The organism is Streptomyces sp. A0958 (assembly GCF_004795035.1).
Taxonomy (GTDB): Bacteria; Actinomycetota; Actinomycetes; order Streptomycetales; family Streptomycetaceae; genus Streptomyces.
This window is the reverse complement of sequence record NZ_SSBK01000040.1, coordinates 1-14,964: the sequence shown is the minus strand read 5'-3', so window position 1 is coordinate 14,964 and position 14,964 is coordinate 1. Positions and strand designations below refer to the sequence as shown.

The window sequence follows — 14,964 nt, the reverse complement described above, 5'->3', positions numbered from 1 at the left end:
GTGACCGAGCGTGGCGTGACCGAGGGTGGCAGGATGCGATGCGAAGCGACCGCGACTGATCATTCGCGCGGGGTCGGACTGCCGACTCCCCGCCCCTGCGGGTAACCTCCCGCTCATGTCCCGCCATGTCGCGATCGTCACCGATTCCACGGCCTACCTGCCGCCCGACGCGATGGAGCGGCACGGCATCACCGCGGTGCCGCTGACCGTGGTCCTGGGCGACCAGGCCCTGGAAGAGGGCACCGAGATCTCGGCCCGTTCCCTCGCCCTGGCTCTCCAGAAACGCCGCTCCGTGACGACCTCGCGCCCCAGCCCCGAGGTCTTCGCCGCCACGTACCGGGCGGCAGCCGACGCCGGTGCGGGCGGCATCGTCTCGCTCCATCTGTCCGCGGAGTTCTCCGGCACGTACGACGCGGCGCTGCTGGCGGCGAAGGACGCTCCGGTGCCGGTGCGGGTGGTGGACACGGGGATGGTCGCGATGGCCCTCGGGTTCTGCGCCCTGTCGGCGGCCGAGACGGCCGAGGCGGGCGGCGGCCTGGACGAGGCGGTGGCGGCGGCGGAGAAGCGCGCGTCGGGCACCTCCGCCTATTTCTACGTCGACACCCTGGACTACATGCGCCGAGGCGGCCGGATCGGCGCCGCGCAGGCGCTGCTCGGCTCCGCCCTCGCCGTGAAACCCCTACTCCAACTGGACGGCGGCCGGATCGAACTGCTGGAGAAGGTGCGGACGGCCTCCAAGGCCATCGCCAGGCTGGAGGAGATCGTCGCCGAACGCGCGGGCAGCGGGCGGGTGGACATCGCGGTGCACCACCTGGCGGCTCCGGAGCGCGCCGAGCGGCTGGCCGAGCGGCTGCGGGAGCGGGTGCCCGGGCTGGTGGATCTGCATGTCAGCGAGGTGGGCGCGGTGATCGGCGCGCACACCGGTCCGGGGCTGCTGGGCGCGGTGGTCTCGCCGCGCTGACGTCACTCTCCGGAGTGGTCGAGTTATGCACAACGGGCCGGTTTTCCACTGAAATCGCGGGTGCTCAGCGGGTTCCGGTGTGACTGCCTAGCGTCGTGAGGCATGGCTTCCCGATCACATCGTGCAACCAGCGGACCCGGCGGACCGGGTGCCGGACCCGGCAGTGGGCCCGGACGCGACCCGGCTTCCGACGGGCGCCTCCGGCGAGCGGCGGGCCCCGAACCCGGCCGCCGGCGCCGGACCACCGGCCGCATCGAAGCCGCCGCGTCGGCCGCGGCGGCCCGCAGCAGGGCCGACGCGCTCATGGCGGGCGGGTACGGGGGACGCGTCGCGCGGTGGGGGGTGGGCGCGGAGGGGGCGGGGGAGGGCGATGTGCGTCCGGGGATGCCTGGGGTGGAGGCGCCCGAGGGGGCTGCTTCAGTGGGGGTGGCTCCGGCTTCAGGGGACTCGGTTTCGGCGGTCTCGGTCCCGGCTCCCGCTGCCCCGGCTCCCGCTGCCTCGGCGCCGGCTGCCCCGGCTCCGGCGGTCTCGGCCTCGGCTCCGGTCTCGGTCTCGGCCTCGGCTCCGGCGTCGGTGGGGCGGTGGGCGGCGGGGGTTCTCGCGGTGCGGGAGCGGTTGCCGATGTGGGTGCAGCTCAGATGCGGCCTTGAGCCGAAGACCCTCGCCGCGCTCGCCGTGGTCCTGGTCGCGGCCGCCGTGTTCGCCGGGATGCACTTCTGGTCCGCCAGCCCCGAGGGCGTACGGGCTCCGGACGTCGTCGGTGAGGCGGTGCACGCGCCCGGCCCGGGTGCGGACACGGGTGCGGACACGGGTGCGGACACGGGTGCGGCCGGCCGGCCCGAGCCGTCTCCCGGGCCGGCGGCCGTCGCCGGGGCGGGCGGTCAGATCGTGGTGGACGTGAGCGGCAAGGTGCGCAGCCCGGGGCTGCGCCGGCTGCCGCCCGGGTCGCGGGTGGACGATGCGTTGCAGGCGGCGGGCGGGGCGCGTCCCGGGACTGACCTGGCGGGCCTCAACCGGGCCCGGGTGCTCATGGACGGCGAGCAGATCGTGGTGGGCGCCCCGCCGGCCCCGGTCGCGGTCGCGGGCACGGGCGGTTCGGCGGCGGCCGGGGGCGGGGCCGTGGGCGGCGCAGGGCTGGTGAGCCTGAACACCGCTACGGCCGACCAGTTGGATGGCCTGCCGGGCGTCGGCCCCGTCCTCGCCCAGCACATCGTCGACTACCGCACCCAGCACGGCGGGTTCCGGTCCGTCGACGAACTCCGCGAGGTCAACGGGATCGGCGACCGACGGTTCGCGGATCTGCGCCCCCTGGTGCAGCCGTGAGCGCGCAGGACGTCCACGCGGCGTCGGGCCTGCGGCTGGGCGTCTCCGATCCGAGGCAGGAGGGTCCGGTCGACCTGCGGCTGCTCGCCCCGGCAGCGGCGGCCTGGGCCGGTGCCGCGCTCGCGGTGGGCGCCCCCGGGCAGTGGACGGCGATGGGGGTGGTGCTCTGCCTGGGGGCGGCCATGGTCCTCCTCGCGGCGCCGGGCCTCCTCCGGCCCCGAGCCGGAGAACGGCGGCGGGGCGATACCGGGGGACGGGACGGCGAGGGTGTCACGGTCGGCGAAGGCATCACGGCCGGCGGGGGTGTCACGGTCGGCGAAGGCATCACGGCCGGCGCGGGCGGCGAAGGCGGGGAGGACGTCGCTGCCGGCGGGGGCGTGGCGGCCCGTGGGCGTCGGCGGATGCACGCCACGGCCGCCGCGGCGGTGCTGCTCTGTGCGGCGGCCGGGGCGGCCTCCGCCGGGCTGCACAGTGCCGATGCGCGCCGGGGCCCGGTTCCCGGACTGGCCCGGCAGTTCGCGCGGGTCGAGGCGGAGATCACCCTCACCTCCGATGCCCGGCGGACGTACCCCCGGGTGCGCGGCGACCACAGCACGCCCGTGTCCCTGCTCCTGGACGCGGAGGTCACCCTGCTCACGCGGGCGGACGGGACGGCCGTGCGGTTGCGCACGCCGGTGCTGGTCATCGTCCCGCCCGGCGGCGCGACGGCGGAATGGCAGCACTTGCTCCCCTCCACCCGTCTGCGGATCGCCGGGCGGCTGGCGCCACCGCTGCACAAGGGCGAGCGGGCCGCCGCCGTGCTGCGGCCCGAGGGCAAGGGCCCGCCGCGCGTGACGGGACCGCCCAGCCTCCTCCAGCGCACGGCGGGACGGCTGCGCGCCGGACTGCGCCAGGCGACCGACGGACTCGGCCCCGACGCGCGGGCGTTGCTGCCCGGACTGGTCGTCGGCGACACCACGCGGATCACTCCGGAACTGCACGAGGCCTTCCGGGCGACGGACCTCACCCACCTGATGGCCGTATCCGGTGCGAACCTGGCGATCCTGCTCGTCCTGCTCATCGGGCCGCCCGGCAGGGCGCTGCGGGCCGAACGCGGGGGACTGGCGCCCAGGCTCGGGATCTCCCTGCGGATGACCGCCCTGCTCGGCGGCGGACTGACGCTCGCCTTCGTCCTGGTCTGCCGGCCCGAACCGAGTGTGCTCAGGGCCGCCGCGTGCGGGCTGATCACACTGCTCGCCATCGGCACCGGACGACGCCGGACCCTGATCCCCGCGCTGTGCGCCGCCGTTCTGCTGCTGGTGCTCTACGACCCGTGGCTGGCGCGCAGTTACGGCTTCGTCCTGTCGGTGCTGGCCACCGGCGCCCTTCTGACCCTCGCTCCGCGGTGGAGCGAGGCGCTGCAACGGCGCGGGGTGCCGCCGCGCCTGGCGGAGGCGCTGGCCGCCGCGGCTGCCGCGCAGGCGGTGTGCTCGCCCGTCGTGGTGCTGCTGGCCTCCCGGGTGAGCCTGGTGGCGATCCCGTGCAACCTGCTGGCCGAGTTCGCGGTGGCACCGGCCACGGTGCTCGGGTTCGCCGCGCTGGCCCTGGCTCCGGTGGCGATGCCTGTGGCGGTGCTGCTCGCCCGGGTGGCGGGGTGGCCGGCCGGGTGGATCGCCTCGGTGGCCAGGACCGGAGCGGCCTTTCCCGGTGCGGAGACCGGCTGGCCCGACGGCCCGTCCGGCGCCGTACTGCTGGCCGTGCTGACCCTGGTGCTGGTGTTGGCCGCCCGGTGGGTGGGGCGCCGCCCCTGGGTCTGTGCGGCCGCCGCGCTGCTGCTGGTGCTCGCCGTGCTCCGCCCGGTGCCGCTGACACGGGTGCTGACCGGGTGGCCGCCGCCCGGCTGGGCGTTCGCGATGTGCGACGTCGGCCAGGGCGACGCGTTGGTGCTCGCCGCCGGTCGGGGCGCGGGTGTGGTCGTCGATGCCGGCCCCGATCCCCGGCTCGCCGACCGGTGCCTGCGCGAACTGGGCGTCAGCCGCATCCCGTTGCTCCTGCTCACCCACTTCCACGCCGACCATGTGCGGGGCCTGCCCGGCGTGCTGCGGGGCAGAGCGGTGGGCGCGATCCAGACGACGAGCCTGGACGAACCGCCGGAGCAGGCCGCGTTCGTACGGAGAACGGCTGCCCAGGCGCGTATCCCGGTGATGCGGGCCGCCCCCGGTGAACGGCGGCGGATCGGGGCGCTCGACTGGCAGGTGCTGTGGCCGCCGGGCGAGGCGGTTACGGGCCCGGCGGCCGGCCCCGTACCGCAGGACCCGAACGATGCGAGTGTCACCCTGTTCGTGCGGGCCGGCGGGCTCACCCTGCTGCTGCCCGGCGACCTGGAGCCCCCCGCCCAGCAGGCGTTGTTGCGCAGCCATCCGGAGCTGCCGAGGGTGGACGTCCTCAAGGTCGCCCACCATGGCTCCGCGCACCAGGACAGCGCCCTGCTGCGCGCCGCCCGGCCCAGGTTCGCGCTGATGAGCGTCGGCCGGGACAACCCGTACGGGCATCCGGCAGCCCGGACGGTCGACGCGCTCACGGCGCAGGGGGCGGTGGTGCTGCGCACCGACAGAGACGGGGCGATCGCGGTGACGGGCACGGGGAGCCGGCTGCGGGCGGTGGGGCGGTCATGACGGCGTACGCGCTCCAGCCACTGGAGCCCCGGGTCCGGGCCGTGGCCGCACGGCCGCGCGTTCACTCCGGCCGCGGGAGCCGTTGGGCCCCGCTCGGACCGCCAGGGCCCCGGTCCCAGCCCGGCCAGCGACCGTCGGTCACCGGTCACCGGTCACCGGTCACCGGTCACCGGTCAGCGTCCAGCAGCCGCCGCTCATCGGTTCGTGGCCGGCCGGCGAGATGGCCAGTGGGGGAGATCACGTCATGCTCGCCGCCCACCGCTGCGTCACCGGTCTGCCGGCCGGGTGTGTGGTGTGCTCGGCCAAGCAGGTCACCACGTCCCGCAGATCAGTGCGGTGGCGGTGGGCTGCCCGCTGTCGGCCGGCCCCGCCTCCGTGGGCCGCCATCCGTCGCAACACCGCGACGGCCGGTCGGAGTTCGCCGAACTCGGCCAGTGCCGGGGCGGCGAAGGCCAGCAGTTCCCGGACCATCTGACGGGTGGGCACCAGCCGCCCGTCACCGGGGCTGATGCCGGAGCCGGACCAGCCGTCGCGGGCGGAGCGCCAGTAAGCGGCGCGCATCAGAGCCTCGCCCACCGGCGGGCCGGGATCACCGCGTCGGAGAAGAGGCCGAGCGCCGACGCCGGTTCGCCGGCTATCGCGTCGACACCGCACTGCTCGACCGGGCCGGACCGAATGCCGTCGCCCTGCATTGCCTGCCTGCCGAGCGGGGTGCGGAGATCACCTCCGAGGTACTGGACGGGCCGCGGTCCCTGGTGTGGCGTCAGGCGGCGAACCGGCTCCCCACGGCCCAAGCCGTCCTGCACACCCTCCTCACCACGGGCCGGCAGACACAGAATCCTGGGCTCAGCGGCGATTGAACCTGTTGGCCCCCGACCGCGGAGTGGTTGCCGCGAATCCGGTTGTCTGCCGGGAGAGGCCGCAGGTGCGACCTGCGAGGATGGCGTCATGCTGCAGGTCTGTCTCAACGGTGCCCGAAGCCGTGCCGAGTGTTCCCGTCTGCCGGTCACCCCGGACGAACTCGCGGCTGCGGCCCGGGAGGCCGTCGCCGCCGGCGCCGACGACATCCACCTGCACCCCAAGGACCGCCACAGCCAGGACACGCTGGACGGCGTCGCCGTGGCTGCCGCCGTCCACGCGGTACGGGACGCCGTCCCGGGCATCCCCGTTGGGGTCACCACCGGGGCCTGGGCCACGGCCGACCCTCAGGCCCGTGCCGCGCAGATCCGGGCCTGGACCCTGCTGCCCGACCACGCCTCCGTCAACTGGCACGAGGACGGCGCCGCCCAGGTCGCCGCCGCACTGCTGGACCGGGGGGTCGGCATCGAAGCCGGCATCTACTCGGGTACGCCCGCGGCACAGCGGTTCCTCGCCTGGCCCGAATCCCGCAGAGTCCTGCGCGTCCTGGCCGAGATCACCGGGACCACCCCGCAGGACGCGGTCCACGCCGCGGCCGGCCTGCTCGACGACCTCGAATCGGCTGCCACGCCGATCCTCCTGCACGGCGAGGACGCCGCCGCCTGGCCCGTCCTCCGGCTCGCGGCCTCCCGCCGCCTGGACACCCGAATCGGTCTTGAGGACACGCTCCGCCTCCCCGACGGCAGCCCCGCACCGAGCAACGCCGCCCTCGTCCGGGCGGCACGCGAGACCATCCAGCGCGCGGCGCAGGACACGCCATGGTGAATGGTGACGCCCCGGCGCCGGAACAGACCGGGCCCATGAACCCGCACCTGCCGCAGACCGTCGACGCCTACCTGGAACGCATCGGCGCGGCCAGACCCGCCCGCCCCGACGCCCCGGCACTGCGCGCACTGCAACTGCGCCACCTGCTCACCGTGCCCTTCGAGAACCTCTCGATCCACCTCGGTGAGGACATCGTGCTGGCGGAGGAACCGCTCCTGGACAAGATCGTGGCCGGCCGGCGCGGCGGCTTCTGCTACGAACTCAACGGGGCCTTCGCCGTACTGCTGCGGGCGCTCGGTTTCCGCGTCGCCCTGCTCCAGGCGCGGGTCCACGGGGACGGCGGCCGGCTAGGCATCCCGTACGACCACATGGCGCTGCGCGTGGAGACGGACGACGGGACCGGGCCTTGGCTCGCCGATGTCGGCTTCGGCGAGCACGCCCGGCACCCCCTCGCGCTCGACGACCGTACGGACCAGGAGGACCCGGGCGGCGTCTTCCGGATCGCGCCGGTTGCGGCCGGGGAAGGCGAGGACTTCGGGGACCTCGACGTGCTGTGCGACGGCAGGCCCCGGTTCCGCCTGGAACCGCGGCCCCGGGGGCTGGCCGACTTCCGGGCCGGGGCCTGGTACCACCGCACCTCACCCGACTCCCACTTCACCCGGGCCCCGGTCTGCTCGCGCTGCACGGACGACGGCCGGATCACGCTCACCGGCCGCAAGCTGCTCATCACGGCGGGCACCGAGCGGCACGAGACGCCGCTGGAGAGCGACGAAGAGGTGCTGGCCGCCTATCGCGAGCACTTCGGGGTGCACCTGAACCGGCTGCCCGTCAAAGCGGACCTTCGGTAACACCTGCGCCCAAGCCTCTGCGAGATGCTCTGTTTGCCTCGAACGCTCCAAGGGTGGTCGAATGCCTATTCGTCGGCGGGCCGCTGCTCCGACAACGACGTCTGCCCTCCGGCCCGAGGTGAAAGCGCCCCCGGGAGTGTGGAGATGTTCGGCCGTTGGTTCGGAAACAAAACTGCGGCGGGTGCCGCGCGCGGCAATGCCCTCGCCGGACTCGTGGTACCGGAGTCGGCGGGTGTTCTCAGCTGCCGAGTGCTCGACCCGGTCAACGAGGCGGTGCCGCAGGCCGAGTTCGTGCTGACGGACCGGGCGGGACGCAAGGTGATCGGAGGCGAGACGGACCCGTACGGCAGTGTGCTCGCCACGGTTCCGGCAGGCGAGTATCGGCTCGCCGTCACGGCGGAGGGGTTCACCCCCTTCCACGGCTCGGCCACGGTCACCGAGGGCGGTCACGCGAGCCTGGGAGATGTGACCCTCCAGGTCTCCGCACCGCCGCAGCTGCCCGAGCCGGGCGACTGGGAGATCGAGCCGACGCACTCGCAGATCGGTTTCACGGCCCGGCACATCGGGATGGCCCGCATCCACGGCCGGTTCAACAACTTCGCGGGCGCGGTGCGGATCGCCGACCGCATGGAGGACTCGGCGATGCACGTGGTCATCGACGCCGCGTCGATCGACACGAACGTCCAGATGCGCGACGACCACCTGCGTTCCAGCGACTTCCTCGACGTCGGCCGCTATCCGACGCTGGAGTTCTACAGCGACCGCTTCGTGCACCGGGGCGGGACCCGCTGGGGGGTGAGCGGGGCGCTGACCCTGCACGGGGTGAGCCGTACGGTGACGCTGGACACCCAGTACCTCGGCCTCGGCAACGGGCTGGAGGGTGAGACCAGGGCGGCCTGCCGCGCCACCACTCAGCTGCACCGCGAGGACTTCACGCTGACCTGGCAGACGATGCTGGCCCGTGGCATCGCGGTGGTCGGCCCCAGCATCTCCATCGACATGGACATCCAGATCGTCCCGAAGGGCTGACCCCGGGACGGCCGGGCTAAGGCGTCTCCAGCCACCCCTCGTACTCCGCGGCGAACGCGTCGAGCGCCGCGGAGTCCAGCCGGCGGTCCGGGTCCTCCACGACCACCAGCCACTGGGCGTCCTCGGCGTCGTCCTCGCCGGCCAGCGCGTCGCGCACGAGCTGCGGTTCCTCGGTGACCCCGAAGCGGTCGGCGAGCTCGTCCGCCACCTCCTGGGCGGCGTCGCGGTCGGGCAGCACCAGCACGTGTCTCTCATCGCTCACCCGCCCATTCTCGGCTACGGGGAAGAGTGCGGCGGACCCGGCCGCGACCGGGCTGTCAGTGGCCCGTGGGATGCTGGACGGCGATGGCCACCAGAAGGAATTCCACCGACGACCCGCTCGCCCCGCTCACGCTCGCCGTGGGGCAGGAGGACCTGCTCCTGGACCGCGCCGTGCGGCAGGTGGTGGCGGCCGCGCGCGCCTCCGACGCCGATACGGACGTCCGGGACCTCACCCCCGACCAGCTCCAGCCGGGCACCCTGGCCGAGTTGACGAGCCCGTCGCTCTTCGCCGAGCGCAAGGTCGTGATCGTGCGCAACGCGCATGATCTCCCCGCCGACACGGTCAAGGACGTCAAGAAGTATCTCGACGACCCGGTCGAGGAGATCACCCTCGTCCTGCTGCACGCGGGCGGTGCCAAGGGCAAGGGGCTGCTCGACGCGGCCCGCAAGGCGGGGGCCCGGGAGGTCGCGTGCCCGAAGACGACCAAGCCGGCCGAGCGGCTTTCCTTCGTACGCGGTGAGTTCCGCGCGCTGGGGCGCTCCGCGACGCCCGAGGCGTGCCAGGCGCTGGTCGACTCCATCGGCAGCGATCTGCGGGAGCTGGCGAGCGCGGTGTCGCAGCTGGTCGCGGATGTCGAGGGCACGATCGACGAGGCGGTCGTCGGGCGCTACTACACGGGGCGCGCGGAGGCGTCGAGCTTCACGGTCGCCGACCGGGCGGTCGAGGGGCGGGCGGCGGAGGCCCTGGAGGCCCTGCGCTGGTCGCTGTCGACGGGCGTGGCCCCCGTCCTGATCACCAGCGCGCTCGCGCAGGGCGTACGGGCGATCGGCAAGCTCTCGTCGGCGCGAGGGGGGCGGCCGGCGGATCTCGCACGTGAGCTGGGCATGCCTCCGTGGAAGATCGACCGGGTGCGCCAGCAGATGCGGGGCTGGACGCCCGACGGGGTCGCGGTGGCGCTGCGGGCGGTCGCGGACGCGGATGCGGGGGTCAAGGGGGGCGGGGACGACCCGGAGTACGCGTTGGAGAAGGCGGTGGTCGCGGTGGCGGCCGCCGCGCGTGGCGCGCGGAGCGCGCGGTAGCCGGTCGGCCACGGTGTCCTCAAGCGCCGGACGGGCTTGAACTGGCCGTTCAGGTGTCCTCAAGCGCCGGACGGGCTTGAACTGGCCGTTCAGGTGTCCTCAAGCGCCGGACGGGCTTGAACTGGCCGTTCAGGTGTCCTCAAGCGCCGGACGGGCTGGGGGTGGTCGGGCCGGGTGTGGCCGGGCTTGGTGTGGACGGGTTCGGCTTTGCGTTGCGGGCACCGGCGGAGTCTCAACGCCGGTGAAGTGCGCGCTCTGCGTGCCCGTGCCTCGCGTGCCCGCGTATGCCGAAGGCCCCGGCCGGTCCCTGGGGAAGGGGCCGGGCGAGGCCTCGGGATGAGAATGGGTGCGTCGCACCCGCGTGGCGAACGCAGGTTCGGTGTGCGGCGCGGGTGCCGGGCAGGAGCGGGAGAGAGGGCCCGCTTGGTCCGTTCCGGCGGTTACATCAGAAAGCTCAGCCCTGAAGGGTGGCAGCCTTGGCGGCCAGCGCCGACTTCTTGTTGGCGGCGGAGTTCTTGTGGATGACACCCTTCGAGACGGCCTTGTCGAGGGCGCGCGAAGCGTCGCGAACGGCCACGGTGGCCTTCTCGACGTCGCCCGCGACAACGGCCTCACGGGCCTTGCGGATCGCGGTCTTGAGCGACGACTTGACGGCCTTGTTGCGCAGGCGCGCCTTCTCGTTCGTCTTGTTCCGCTTGATCTGGGACTTGATGTTCGCCACGAAAGAGCCTTTTCAGGTTCGTTGGATCTTCTGGGTGTGTCCGCGGGGCCCGGAAGCCACGAGGCACAGCTGTCCACGGTAGCAGGAGCGGTCCGACCGGCCCAAACCGGTCGCTGTCCCGCAGGCGTGGGACGATGGAAGCTACGTACAGATCCGCCCCCGATCCGCCCCGACCCGACATCGACCCGAGACACGGCGTTCGGCGTCTCAAGAATCAGGACCCTGCGTGCCCGCGACTCCTCTCCACGTGCCCGAGCCGAGCCGTACCGACCCGGCGCTGATCCGCAACTTCTGCATCATCGCGCACATCGACCACGGCAAGTCGACCCTCGCCGACCGGATGCTCCAGCTGACCGGGGTGGTCGACCAGCGGCAGATGCGCGCTCAGTACCTCGACCGGATGGACATCGAGCGCGAGCGCGGCATCACCATCAAGTCCCAGGCGGTCCGGCTGCCCTGGGCGCCGACCACCGGTGAGGGCCAGGGCAGCACCCACGTCCTCAACATGATCGACACGCCCGGACACGTCGACTTCACCTACGAGGTCTCCCGGTCGCTCGCCGCCTGCGAGGGCACGATCCTGCTGGTCGACGCCGCACAGGGCATCGAGGCCCAGACCCTGGCCAACCTCTACCTGGCGATGGAGAACGACCTCACCATCGTCCCGGTGCTCAACAAGATCGACCTGCCGGCCGCCCAGCCCGAGAAGTTCTCCGAGGAACTGGCCAACCTCATCGGCTGCCAGCCGGAGGATGTGCTCAAGGTCTCCGCGAAGACCGGCATCGGCGTGGACGCGCTGCTCGACCGCGTGGTGCGGGACGTCCCGGCGCCCGTCGGCGTGGCCGACGCGCCCGCCCGCGCGATGATCTTCGACTCGGTCTACGACTCGTACCGCGGTGTCGTCACGTACGTCCGTGTCGTCGACGGCTCGCTGAACAAGCGCGAGCGCATCCGGATGATGTCGACCGGCGCCACCCACGAGCTGCTGGAGATCGGTGTCTCCTCGCCGGAGATGACCCCGTCCGACGGGATCGGCGTCGGCGAGGTGGGCTACATCATCACCGGCGTGAAGGATGTGCGGCAGTCCAAGGTCGGTGACACGATCACCTCGCTGAGCGGCGGGGCGACCGAGCCGCTCGGCGGTTACAAGGACCCCAAGCCGATGGTGTTCTCCGGGCTCTACCCGCTGGACGGCTCGGACTACCCGGACCTGCGCGAGGCCCTGGACAAGCTCCAGCTCAACGACGCCGCGCTGGTGTACGAGCCGGAGACCTCCGCGGCGCTCGGCTTCGGTTTCCGCGTCGGCTTCCTCGGCCTGCTCCACCTCGACGTGGTCCGCGAGCGGCTGGAGCGCGAGTTCGGCCTCGACCTCATCGCCACCGCCCCCAACGTGGTCTACCGGGTCGAGATGGAGGACGGCACCGAGCACACCGTCACCAACCCCAGTGAATTCCCCGAGGGCAAGATCGACAAGGTGCACGAGCCGGTCGTCCGGGCCACGGTCCTGGCGCCCAGCGAGTTCATCGGCGCGATCATGGAGCTGTGCCAGCAGCGCCGCGGCACGCTCCTCGGCATGGACTACCTCTCCGAGGACCGGGTCGAGATCCGCTACACCCTGCCGCTCGCCGAGATCGTCTTCGACTTCTTTGACCAGCTGAAGTCCAAGACCCGGGGATACGCCTCCCTCGACTACGAGCCCACCGGCGAGCAGTCCGCGCAGCTCGTCAAGGTCGACATCCTGCTGCACGGCGACAAGGTCGACGCGTTCTCGGCGGTCACGCACAAGGACAAGGCGTACGCCTACGGGGTGCGGCTCGTCGCCAAGCTGCAGAAGCTCATCCCCCGGCAGAACTTCGAGGTGCCGATCCAGGCGGCCATCGGCTCCCGGGTCATCGCCCGTGAGACCGTCCGCGCCATCCGCAAGGACGTCCTCGCCAAGTGCTACGGCGGCGACATCTCCCGTAAGCGCAAGCTGCTGGAGAAGCAGAAGGAGGGCAAGAAGCGGATGAAGATGGTCGGCAACGTGGAGGTGCCGCAGGACGCGTTCATCTCCGTGCTGTCGACCGACGAGTCCGCCGGGGAGAGCAAGGGCAAGAAGTAGGGCACGAGTAGTACGAGGAGCCCTACCGGTAGGTAGGCACGCGGGCCCCCGCATCGCAGGAACGCTGCGGAGCGGGGGCCCGTTCGTTATCAAGCGGGGTCCGATTGCCTCTTACGCGGGGCGCGCGGGCGTTCTACGCTGATCACGGCTTCTTAGTTACTCGCCAGTTAAGCAAGCAGGATTTCAGTACGCAGAGCAAGCAGCAGCAAGCACCCAGGCGGAGAGCGCACCGCAACCAGCAGCCGGTCGTGAAGTACTGCCGCAGGCCCGGAGGATGTCGTGAGCGACACACAGACCATGATCGAGAACCGTCCGCCCTCCGTGGCGACCCTCTTCATCGACCGGGTGGCGGCCACCCCGGACGGGGAGGCCTACCGCTACCCCGTCCCCGCGGCCGACGGCCAGGGGCCCGACGAGTGGAAGTCGCTCAGCTGGGCGCAGGCCTCCGAGCGGGTGTACGCCGTGGCCGCCGGGCTGATCGCGCTGGGCGTGCGGCCCGAGGAGCGCGTCGCGCTCGCCGCCTCCACCCGGGTCGAGTGGATTCTCGTCGACCTCGGTGTGATGTGCGCGGGCGCCGCGACCACCACGATCTATCCCTCGACCAACGCCGAGGAGTCGGCGTTCATCCTCTCCGACTCCGAGAGCCGGGTCCTGATCGCCGAGGACGCGGCCCAGCTGGCCAAGGCCCGCGAGCGCCGCGCCGAGCTGCCGGACCTCGCCCATGTCGTCGTCATCGACGCGGAGGGCGCCGGAGAGGCCGAGGGCGACCCCGAGGGCTGGGTGCTCACCCTGGCCGACCTGGAGGCCCTGGGCGCCGAGCACCTGGCGAAGAACCCGGAAGCGGTCCGCGAGCGCGTCGACGCCATCACCTCCGAGCAGCTGGCGACCCTCATCTACACCTCGGGCACCACCGGCCGCCCCAAGGGCGTACGGCTGCCGCACGACAACTGGTCGTACATGGCCAAGGCCACCGTCGCCACCGGCCTGATCGCCAAGGACGACGTCCAGTACCTCTGGCTGCCGCTCGCCCACGTCTTCGGCAAGGTCCTCACCTCCGGGCAGATCGAGGTCGGCCACGTCACCGCCGTCGACGGCCGCGTAGACAAGATCATCGAGAACCTGCCGGTCGTCCAGCCGACGTACATGGCCGCGGTCCCGCGCATCTTCGAGAAGGTCTACAACGGCGTCGCGGCCAAGGCGCGCGCGGGCGGCGGGGCCAAGTACAAGATCTTCCAGTGGGCGGCCGGCGTCGCCCGCGAGTACGCCAAGGTCTCGCAGGACAACTTCCGGCGCACCGGCCAGGCCTCCGTACCCTTCGCGCTCGGCGCCAAGCACAAGGTCGCCGACACCCTCGTGTTCGCCAAGATCCGCGAGGCCTTCGGCGGCCGGCTCCGCGCCTGCGTCTCCGGGTCCGCCGCCCTCGCCCCCGACATCGGCCTCTTCTTCTCCGGCGCCGGCATCCACATCCTGGAGGGCTACGGCCTCACCGAGTCGAGCGCCGCCTCCTTCGTCAACCCGGGCGAGAGCTACCGCACCGGCACGGTCGGCAAACCGCTGCCCGGCACCGAGGTCCGGATCGCCGACGACGGCGAGATCCTGCTGCGCGGCCCCGGCATCATGCAGGGCTACCAGGGGCTGCCGGACAAGACCGCCGAGGTACTGGAGGCCGACGGCTGGTTCCACACCGGCGACATCGGCGAACTGTCCGTGGACGGCTACCTGCGGATCACCGACCGCAAGAAGGACCTGATCAAGACGTCGGGCGGCAAGTACATCGCGCCCGCCGAGGTCGAGGGCCAGTTCAAGGCGGTCTGCCCGTTCGTCTCCAACATCCTGGTGCACGGCGCGGACCGTAACTTCTGCACCGCGCTGATCGCCCTGGACGAGCCCACCATCCTCGGCTGGGCCGCCGAGAACGGCATGGAGGGCAAGCCGTACGCGGACGTCGTGGCCTCCCCGAAGACCGTCGAGCTCATCGACGGCTACGTCAAGCGCCTCAACGAGGGCCTTCAGCGCTGGCAGACCATCAAGAAGTTCCGGCTGCTCCCGCGCGACCTCGACATCGAGCACGGCGAGGTGACGCCCAGCCTCAAGCTGAAGCGGCCCGTGGTCGAGCGCACCTACAAGCACCTGATCGAGGAGATGTACGCAGGCTCCCGAGAGGCCTGACGGGCACCTAGAAGGCCGCTGAAAATCTTGTTGGGGGGCTGTCCGGCCGCAGGCCGGACGGCCCCTTTTCGCTATGCGGTGGCGGGGATGAGGTGCCAGGTGTTGTCGGTTCGGGTGAGGCCGAGGTGGATCAG

The 14,964-nt window shown here is 72.5% G+C and carries 14 protein-coding genes; 10 read left to right on the top strand and 4 right to left on the bottom strand.

The features are described 5' to 3' along the window. Positions 1 to 115 precede the first annotated feature (115 nt). From E6P78_RS27990 to E6P78_RS27980, 3 genes are all read left to right on the top strand, one after another. Complete coding sequence (locus tag E6P78_RS27990; protein ID WP_136206435.1) at positions 116 to 961, top strand: DegV family protein; 846 nt, start codon at positions 116 to 118, stop codon at positions 959 to 961. Positions 962 to 1,582: 621 nt separating this feature from the next. Then, positions 1,583 to 2,284, top strand: a complete 702-nt coding sequence (locus tag E6P78_RS34040; protein WP_136206434.1) for a ComEA family DNA-binding protein — start codon at positions 1,583 to 1,585, stop codon at positions 2,282 to 2,284. Further along, positions 2,281 to 4,938, top strand: a complete 2,658-nt coding sequence (locus E6P78_RS27980) for a ComEC/Rec2 family competence protein (RefSeq protein ID WP_168712721.1) — start codon at positions 2,281 to 2,283, stop codon at positions 4,936 to 4,938. The genes E6P78_RS34040 and E6P78_RS27980 overlap by 4 nt, the downstream gene beginning before the upstream one ends. A 237-nt stretch (positions 4,939 to 5,175) precedes the next feature. On the opposite strand, the gene E6P78_RS27975 is transcribed toward E6P78_RS27980, so the two are convergent. Both E6P78_RS27975 and E6P78_RS33920 read right to left on the bottom strand, forming a co-directional pair. Continuing rightward, positions 5,176 to 5,499 carry a hypothetical protein gene (locus tag E6P78_RS27975; RefSeq protein WP_136206433.1) on the bottom strand — a complete coding sequence of 108 codons (324 nt, stop codon included), beginning with the start codon at positions 5,497 to 5,499 and terminating at the stop codon, positions 5,176 to 5,178. Then, entirely contained in the window at positions 5,499 to 5,630 is a 132-nt protein-coding gene (locus E6P78_RS33920; RefSeq protein WP_276607233.1) for a hypothetical protein, read from the bottom strand. The genes E6P78_RS27975 and E6P78_RS33920 overlap by 1 nt, the downstream gene beginning before the upstream one ends. On the opposite strand from E6P78_RS33920, the gene E6P78_RS27970 reads away from it, so the two are divergent. From E6P78_RS27970 to E6P78_RS27955, 4 genes are all read left to right on the top strand, one after another. Continuing rightward, positions 5,592 to 5,798, top strand: coding sequence for a hypothetical protein (locus tag E6P78_RS27970; RefSeq protein ID WP_240799395.1), 207 nt, complete (start codon positions 5,592 to 5,594; stop codon positions 5,796 to 5,798). The two genes, E6P78_RS33920 and E6P78_RS27970, sit on opposite strands and share 39 nt — an antisense overlap. A gap of 88 nt (positions 5,799 to 5,886) precedes the next feature. Continuing rightward, positions 5,887 to 6,621 carry a 3-keto-5-aminohexanoate cleavage protein gene (locus tag E6P78_RS27965; RefSeq protein WP_136206432.1) on the top strand — a complete coding sequence of 245 codons (735 nt, stop codon included), beginning with the start codon at positions 5,887 to 5,889 and terminating at the stop codon, positions 6,619 to 6,621. A 35-nt stretch (positions 6,622 to 6,656) separates the two neighbouring features. Beyond that, positions 6,657 to 7,469, top strand: coding sequence for an arylamine N-acetyltransferase (locus tag E6P78_RS27960; protein ID WP_136206464.1), 813 nt, complete (start codon positions 6,657 to 6,659; stop codon positions 7,467 to 7,469). A 144-nt stretch (positions 7,470 to 7,613) separates the two neighbouring features. Continuing rightward, positions 7,614 to 8,498 carry a YceI family protein gene (locus E6P78_RS27955; protein ID WP_136206462.1) on the top strand — a complete coding sequence of 295 codons (885 nt, stop codon included), beginning with the start codon at positions 7,614 to 7,616 and terminating at the stop codon, positions 8,496 to 8,498. A 16-nt stretch (positions 8,499 to 8,514) separates the two neighbouring features. Here E6P78_RS27955 and E6P78_RS27950 read toward each other — a convergent pair whose 3' ends face one another. Further along, a complete protein-coding gene (locus E6P78_RS27950; RefSeq protein WP_206307934.1) occupies positions 8,515 to 8,760 on the bottom strand; it encodes a hypothetical protein in 246 nt (81 codons plus the stop codon). Positions 8,761 to 8,843: 83 nt separating this feature from the next. Between E6P78_RS27950 and holA the strand changes: the two genes are divergently transcribed. Further along, a complete protein-coding gene (gene holA, locus E6P78_RS27945; protein ID WP_136206431.1) occupies positions 8,844 to 9,839 on the top strand; it encodes a DNA polymerase III subunit delta in 996 nt (331 codons plus the stop codon). 454 nt (positions 9,840 to 10,293) lie between these two features. Here the strand turns inward: holA and rpsT are convergent, their stop codons facing one another. After that, positions 10,294 to 10,560, bottom strand: a complete 267-nt coding sequence (rpsT, locus tag E6P78_RS27940) for a 30S ribosomal protein S20 (protein WP_018551637.1) — start codon at positions 10,558 to 10,560, stop codon at positions 10,294 to 10,296. Positions 10,561 to 10,786: 226 nt separating this feature from the next. On the opposite strand from rpsT, the gene lepA reads away from it, so the two are divergent. Further along, a complete protein-coding gene (gene lepA, locus E6P78_RS27935; protein ID WP_136206430.1) occupies positions 10,787 to 12,661 on the top strand; it encodes a translation elongation factor 4 in 1,875 nt (624 codons plus the stop codon). Positions 12,662 to 12,940: 279 nt separating this feature from the next. After that, complete coding sequence (locus tag E6P78_RS27930; protein ID WP_136206429.1) at positions 12,941 to 14,830, top strand: long-chain fatty acid--CoA ligase; 1,890 nt, start codon at positions 12,941 to 12,943, stop codon at positions 14,828 to 14,830. Positions 14,831 to 14,964: the final 134 nt, after the last annotated feature.

Excerpts from the sequence above, each read along its gene's own strand:
- E6P78_RS27990 (WP_136206435.1), top strand. The coding sequence starts at position 116 with ATGTCCCGCCATGTCGCGATCGTCACCGATTCCACGGCCTACCTGCCG.
- E6P78_RS34040 (WP_136206434.1), top strand. The coding sequence starts at position 1,583 with ATGTGGGTGCAGCTCAGATGCGGCCTTGAGCCGAAGACCCTCGCCGCG.
- E6P78_RS27975 (WP_136206433.1), bottom strand. The coding sequence starts at position 5,499 with ATGCGCGCCGCTTACTGGCGCTCCGCCCGCGACGGCTGGTCCGGCTCC.
- E6P78_RS33920 (WP_276607233.1), bottom strand. The coding sequence starts at position 5,630 with ATGCAGGGCGACGGCATTCGGTCCGGCCCGGTCGAGCAGTGCGGTGTC.
- E6P78_RS27965 (WP_136206432.1), top strand. The coding sequence starts at position 5,887 with ATGCTGCAGGTCTGTCTCAACGGTGCCCGAAGCCGTGCCGAGTGTTCC.
- E6P78_RS27960 (WP_136206464.1), top strand. The coding sequence starts at position 6,657 with ATGAACCCGCACCTGCCGCAGACCGTCGACGCCTACCTGGAACGCATC.
- E6P78_RS27955 (WP_136206462.1), top strand. The coding sequence starts at position 7,614 with ATGTTCGGCCGTTGGTTCGGAAACAAAACTGCGGCGGGTGCCGCGCGC.
- holA (WP_136206431.1), top strand. The coding sequence starts at position 8,844 with ATGGCCACCAGAAGGAATTCCACCGACGACCCGCTCGCCCCGCTCACG.